General features: G+C 69.0%; 7 protein-coding genes and 2 tRNA genes. 5 read left to right on the top strand and 4 right to left on the bottom strand.

Translation table 11 applies throughout. The annotated features are described in order from the left end of the window. Positions 1-209 precede the first annotated feature (209 nt). From N5079_RS34780 to N5079_RS34800, 5 genes are all read left to right on the top strand, one after another. A tRNA-Gly gene (locus N5079_RS34780) sits at positions 210-281 on the top strand. A gap of 45 nt (positions 282-326) precedes the next feature. Next, positions 327-397 (top strand) — tRNA-Cys (locus tag N5079_RS34785). A 43-nt stretch (positions 398-440) separates the two neighbouring features. Continuing rightward, complete coding sequence (locus N5079_RS34790; protein ID WP_261588484.1) at positions 441-767, top strand: hypothetical protein; 327 nt, start codon at positions 441-443, stop codon at positions 765-767. A gap of 394 nt (positions 768-1,161) precedes the next feature. Further along, a complete protein-coding gene (locus N5079_RS34795; RefSeq protein ID WP_261588485.1) occupies positions 1,162-1,386 on the top strand; it encodes a DUF5302 domain-containing protein in 225 nt (74 codons plus the stop codon). 155 nt (positions 1,387-1,541) lie between these two features. Continuing rightward, positions 1,542-2,141: a hypothetical protein gene (locus N5079_RS34800; protein ID WP_261588486.1), complete on the top strand. Its 600-nt coding sequence runs from the start codon at positions 1,542-1,544 to the stop codon at positions 2,139-2,141. 7 nt (positions 2,142-2,148) lie between these two features. Here N5079_RS34800 and N5079_RS34805 read toward each other — a convergent pair whose 3' ends face one another. From N5079_RS34805 to N5079_RS34820, 4 genes are all read right to left on the bottom strand, one after another. Further along, the gene (locus N5079_RS34805; protein ID WP_261588487.1) at positions 2,149-2,880 is read right to left on the bottom strand and encodes a phosphatase PAP2 family protein; all 732 of its coding nucleotides are present in this window, start codon (positions 2,878-2,880) and stop codon (positions 2,149-2,151) included. Then, the gene (locus tag N5079_RS34810; RefSeq protein WP_261588488.1) at positions 2,864-3,613 is read right to left on the bottom strand and encodes a phosphatase PAP2 family protein; all 750 of its coding nucleotides are present in this window, start codon (positions 3,611-3,613) and stop codon (positions 2,864-2,866) included. The genes N5079_RS34805 and N5079_RS34810 overlap by 17 nt, the downstream gene beginning before the upstream one ends. Beyond that, positions 3,613-4,602: a YihY/virulence factor BrkB family protein gene (locus N5079_RS34815; RefSeq protein ID WP_261588489.1), complete on the bottom strand. Its 990-nt coding sequence runs from the start codon at positions 4,600-4,602 to the stop codon at positions 3,613-3,615. Before N5079_RS34815 ends, N5079_RS34810 begins: the two co-directional genes overlap by 1 nt. 212 nt (positions 4,603-4,814) lie before the next feature. Continuing rightward, complete coding sequence (locus N5079_RS34820; protein WP_261588490.1) at positions 4,815-5,558, bottom strand: hypothetical protein; 744 nt, start codon at positions 5,556-5,558, stop codon at positions 4,815-4,817. Positions 5,559-6,041 lie beyond the last annotated feature (483 nt).

Here is a 6,041-nt window from a genome sequence, read left to right on the forward strand (position 1 = left end):
CACTGTCGATCATGCTGGCGAGGGCCGAGGGCCCCGGCTTCCACCGCAACGAGGTGCACCGGCTCACCCGCATCCTGGAGATCTTCCTGATGCTGCCCGCGATCGAGCGGGGGGCCGACCGGGCCTTCAGAAAGATGTCGGCCCAGCGGTTATGAGTACGCACTGGTGCCAAAAACCCGATACAGTAACGACGTCGCCATGAGGCGGACGCGGAAGTGGCTCAGTGGTAGAGCATCACCTTGCCAAGGTGAGGGTCGCGGGTTCGAATCCCGTCTTCCGCTCCGAGAGGTCTGAGCAAGAGGTCGAAGTGGACCGAGGCCTCGCTCGGTGGAGTGGCCGAGAGGCGAGGCAGCGGCCTGCAAAGCCGCGTACACGGGTTCAAATCCCGTCTCCACCTCCCATACGAAGATCGCCCCGCGAGGAGATTTCCTCGTGGGGCGATGGTCTATCCAGGGGTTCGATCCGGCGCTATAGCTGTCTCACTGCTGCTGCTGCTGTTGCTGCCCCCCGCCTTCCTGCTGTTGCTGCTGTTGCTGCTGCTGCCCGAAGCCCCCCTGCTGCTGTTGCTGCTGTTGCTGCTGCTGTCGTTCTCGGCGTTCCAGCCGCTCCTCCAGATGCCTGCGGTGACGGTGCCGGCCGCCCAATTGCTGTTGCTGTTGCTGTTGCTGTTGCTGTTGCTGTTGCATGTGCCGGCGGTGGTGATGCCGGTGATGTCGACGCCTGCAGTCTCCTCCTCGGCATGGTTGCAGCGGCGCCGCGCTGACTGAGTGCGCCACGGTGCCCGCACTGGCGGGCTGGACCGGCATGGTCACCGGGACGACGAGGGCAGAGGCCACCATCGCGCCAGCGGCGAGAGCTTCCTTGAACATGCGAGATCACTCCGTATGGCGATGATCATGCCCTGGCGATGCCTGGGCTTACGGAGCGTCGGAACGAACGGTCCCCGGGATGACGCCTAAGCGGCGTTCAGACCTACCCCACACGCTAGATGGCGCGAAAAGGCGGGGTCACCCCAAGGAAGCAAAGCCTGATTTCATGATTTTTACCCCGGAACATGAGGTGCCACCGTCACGGAGCAGTGGTTCAAGTGGCGATAGAGTGAACACCGCGCCGCCGGGGCGCTGGGTCCGGGCGGTGGCTCGTTCCCCACAGGAGGTCCCCATGGCTGACACCGAGCCGGAAGCCGCGGCCGAGGCGGAATCCACCGTCGAGGCCGAAGCCCCCGAGGACGAGCTGAAGCGCAAGTTCCGCGAGGCTCTTGACCGCAAGCGGCGCACGCAGGCCGAGGCGAACGCGGGCGGGCAGGGCAAGGGCTCCGCGAAGATCCACGGCGCGCAGGGCCCGGCCGGCGGTCGCCGGTCGTTCCGCCGCAAGAGTGGCGGCTGACAACCAGACCTTCTCAACGACCTCCGCCGAGCGCACACTGGAAAGAGACATGGTGGGCGATTCTGGTGGAGTGACTCGTGCACGGTGACATACCTCCAGCAATGCCGGTGCTGTCGCGCGGTAAGCACCGCAATCCCAGCAAGGGCGCGTGCTTCATGGAGTTCGCGTCATACCTCGCGGGTGAACGGTGGAGCGACCACCCGTCGTGCACCCACCCGCTGCTGGCCGGGCTCGCGCGCCTGGTCAACGACCACACCTCGGACGCGGCCCGGCCGCGCCTCGCCGAGCTCATCCCCTCGGTGATCGGGCTCACCGGCGACGACCCGCGGCTGGATGCCCTGATCGCCCTGCGCTGCGCGACGATGGCGCTGCCGGTCGTGGCGCACGAACGGCAGCTCGCCATGGCGGTGTCGGTCCTCTCGGCCGAGCACGTGCTCGCCGAGCTGGAGGGACGGCCGCCCGGCACCCTGGAGGACCGCAGCCGCCGGGCGCTGGAGCAGGTGCCCGACGCGACGCGGTGGGCGTACGCGTTCCGGCGCGGCGTCCGGATCTCGGCCAAGGGCTTCCGCCGGTACGCCGCGCCGAACGCGGTGCAGCTCGCGGTCCGCGGGATCGCCCAGGCCTGCGTCGCCGACCCGGACCCGCTGCTGCGCGACCTGCTCGCGGAGACGATCGCCGACTGCTCGGCCCTGATCCGCCCGCAGCCGGTCGACCTGGCCCGCTGGGCGGATGCCTGCCGCCTCACGAGCCGCTGATCGTCTTCTACGCCACAGTGGCGTCGTCTCGTGTCACGGGACGTATGAGTACGGCGTGGCCGACCACGATCAGGCAGAAGACCCCGAGGAGGAAGCCCCAGCTGATGTCGGTCAGGTGGTGCATCCCCCGGTAGAGCCTGGCGATCGGGACCGCGAGCGCCGCTCCGAGGCCGAGCACCCACCAGAGGACGTTCAGGATCTTGTGGCGGTGGGTGTGGAGGGTCAGCACCAGCGCGACCCCGCAGTAGAACGCCACCGCGGCGCTCGTGTGCCCCGACGGGTAGCTGGACGTGGGGGGCGCCGGGTCGAGGTGCTTGACGTACGGCCGGGGCCGCTGGGCGAACACGGTCGCGAGCAGAAAGATCGCGGACTGGGCGCACACGACCGCCACGAGGAACACCGACTCCCGCCAGCGGTGGAAGGCCAGCCGGAAGAGGATCACCAGCACGGCCGTCGCCGCGATGACGATGGGGGTGTCGGACAACATCGACATGTAGTGTGTGACGTCGTTCCAGAACGGCGTGCGGTCCTGCGCGATCTCCCGGCTGACCGCCTCATCTCCCGCGATGAACGCGCTGTGCGCCAGCACGTTGGTGATCAACAGCCCGACGCCGAGCGTCACGACAGCCATCAGCGCGAGTGGCAGAAGGATCCGCCGGGCGACGTCCCCGGCGATCTCCCCCAACCCGGCGCGCCGCGGCGCGCCCGTCGCAGTCGACTGATCAATATCGGTGGCCAAGTCGCCCTCCCATTTCCGGTTCGACGCCTTCCTTGTACGGTTCGACGGGCCGTCGGCCCACATCCCTGCGCCATGTCTCGAACGCGGCGGCGGTGGCGGCGATGACGGCCACCGCGAGCACCAGCCCGGCCACCACGTCGCTGACCCAGTGCACGCCCAGCGCGATCCGGCTGAATCCCACCGCCACGGGGATCACGAGCGCCAGCACCCAGGCGACCACCCGCCCGCGGCCTCGCAGCAGGGGAAGGGCGAGGAGCAGCAGGATCCCGGTGCCGAGCATCGCGTTCACCGTGTGGCCCGAGGGGAACGACGCGCCCGGCGCGATGGCCACGGGATCGGGCAGGTCGGGGCGGGCTCGGGCGACGGCGACCTTCAGGCCGAGGCCGAGCAGGCCGCCCACGGTGATCGTGGTGGCCGCCCAGAGCGCCAGGTTGGTGGCCCTCCGGTACAGCAGCCAGGCGACCGCCACGCCCACGGCGATCCGCCAGGTGAGCGGTGCGAAGACATCGCTGATCAGCGTCATCGCGCGGGCGAAGCCGGGATGGGCGTAGGCATAGGTGTGGAGCGAATGCGCGGCGCCCTGGTCGATCGTGTTGAGCGGCCCGAACGACGACTTCACGAGGACCAGCAGCAGCGTGAACGGCACCACGATGAGCACCAGGGCGCAGGTCGCCACGGTGAGCCTCAGCCCGAGCTTGTGATCGCGGTCGAACCGCCTCAGGAACCAGCTCATCAGCGGCTCACCAGGGGCTGGCGCTCCTCCTGGGCCGTAGGACCGGGATCGGGATCCGCCGGCTGGGTCTGGCCCGCCCGGCAGGCCTCGAGCTGGGCCGAGAAGGACAGCCCCAGGAACAGGGCCACCGAGCTCAGGAAAGACCACAGCAGCAGGGCCATGACCGCGGTGAGCGGGCCGTACGTCGCGCCGAAGGTGCCGCTGCTCTCGGTGTAGCGCGCGAGCAGCCAGGTGAACAGCATCCACAGCAGCACCCCGACCGTCGCACCGACCGCGAGCCACGTGTGGCCCGGCTGCTTCCGGCGGGGGGACGAGCGGAACAGCACCGAGATGGACAGGACGGCGAGCAGGAAGCCGACCGGCCACCGCAGGAGCCCCCACGTCGCCGTGGCCGTGTGGCCCCAGCCGTACACCCTGGCGAAGGCCTCCCCGACGGCCCCGCCGCCGACCAGGATGACGAACCCGACGCTCATGAAGACGCCCGCCGTCACGGCCATCAGCAGCGCCCTGCCGTACTTGCGCTTGAAGGGACGGTCACGCTCGATACCGTAGATCCGGTTCGCTCCGCGCTCGAACTGCGCCATGGCCGTCGTCAGCGACACGAGGGCGGTCAGGAGACCCAGCCACAGGGCGAGGCTCCCCCCGGTGCCCGCGCTGCGATGACTGCCGTCGAGTGTCTCCCTGATCACCTCCGACCCCACTCCGGGAGTGAGGCGGCGCAAGGTGAGCTCCAGGACCCGCCCGATGTGCTCCTGATGGACCACCGAGCTGAGGCCCACGATCGCGATGGCCCCGGGGATGATCGAGAGGCAGACCTGGAACGCCAGCGCCCGGGCGTTGCTCACCCCGTCGCCGTACCGGAACCGCACGAACGCGTCGCGGACGAGGTGCCACCCCCCGTAGCGTCTTATCGAGGCGTACGCGTCATCAGCCGACAACTCGTCGCCACTCATGCTTGTGGTCTCCGGCACCTTCGTCGCGGTTCCCATGTCGGTCGTCACCTCGATCGTCAATAGCGCCCGGGGGCGGCGCCGGCGGTCACAACGGTTTCTGGCGTGGGCGCTCAGCTACCCCGTCAAACCGTCTTCGAACACTGGAACCAGAAAGCTGGAGCCCCTACGCTTCTGGAACTGGCCGGCCAGGAGACGACAAGGCGAGGGACCGGCCCCCGTGGAACCGGTCCCTCGATTTATGTGAGCGGTCAGAGTACGGCGCAGCCGACACGGACCGGAACGCGGGCCGACCAGCGGCCGGAGAGGATGTCGTAAGCCTGGGCGTAGCCGTTCGCGGGCCGTCCGGGAGCCGCGCAGTCGAAGACGTCGGTCTTCTTGCCGAAGCTGCCCCCGGCGTACCCGGCGTGGGCCGAGGCGTTCACCGAGCCGCTCCAGTAGAGCCGTCCGGTGGTGTAGCGGATGTAGAGCTTGACCTGGCCGAAGTTGTAGTGGTCGCCGTTGAGCTTGAGCCGCGGGATGTCGTCGACCGAGGTGCTGGTGGACGTGCCGTCGCCGTTGTCGTGCGGCGGCACGGTGTAGCGGGTGATCCACAGGCGGGCCAGGACCTTGCGGTCGGCGGCCTTGGCGTTGTCCGCGAGCGCCTGGCTGCGGACCCATGGGAGGACGCAGACGTCGTCGCCGACGAACGCCTCCCGCCAGACGTAGCCGTTCACGCAGGTGTGCGGGCCGAACGGGCCAGAGGTCCAACGGCTGGCCTTGACGCTGTTGTCGGCGGCGGTCTGGGTCCGGGTCGCCGGGGTGACGCAGACGAGGTCGCTCGGACGCGCCTCCCGCCAGACGTAGCCCTGAAGGCAGGTGTCGGGGCCGAAGTCCCCAGTGGTGGCGGCGGAGGCGGTCGTGGCTGAGGCCGGTGTGGCCATCAGCGTGGCGGGGACGGCGGCGGCCGCGGCTGCGATCACGGTGGCGGCCAGACCAAGAAGGGTGCGCTTCATCGTGGGCTCCTGAATGCGAGTGGTTCCCGGCCTGTCCGTTGCCGTCCGGGGCTTGCATCTCAGTGATAGGTCCGCCCGCCTGCACGTCTCTTGACCACCGCTTGCCTGGTCCGGTTTAAGGCGCCTGCAAGCCCCGCAAGCCGATGCCTGCCGTTTCCTCGGCGTCGCGTTGGCCATGGCGGAAGGTAGCGATGGGTGTTCCTCGAAAATTTTGAAGTCGCGGGCGGCGATTGGTGCCCTTATTGCGGGATATCGGGGATTCGAGTCGTTCGCATGTTCGATTTGCTTGCGGCACACTTGGCGTGGCCGGGAGGGGGTGAAGGGTGATCCAGCAGACGGCAGACCGCCAGGATGAGCAGCGCGAACACGGGCGGCGCCAGGACCAGGAGCCCCGTGGCGGGCAGCGTGAGGACCAGGAGCCCCGCGGCGGGCAGCGTGAGGACCTGGAGTGGTGGTGGGTCGACCCTTCCTCGGTGCCGCCGT

Source organism: Planotetraspora sp. A-T 1434, from assembly GCF_025420585.1.
Classification (GTDB): domain Bacteria; phylum Actinomycetota; class Actinomycetes; order Streptosporangiales; family Streptosporangiaceae; genus JAOEGB01.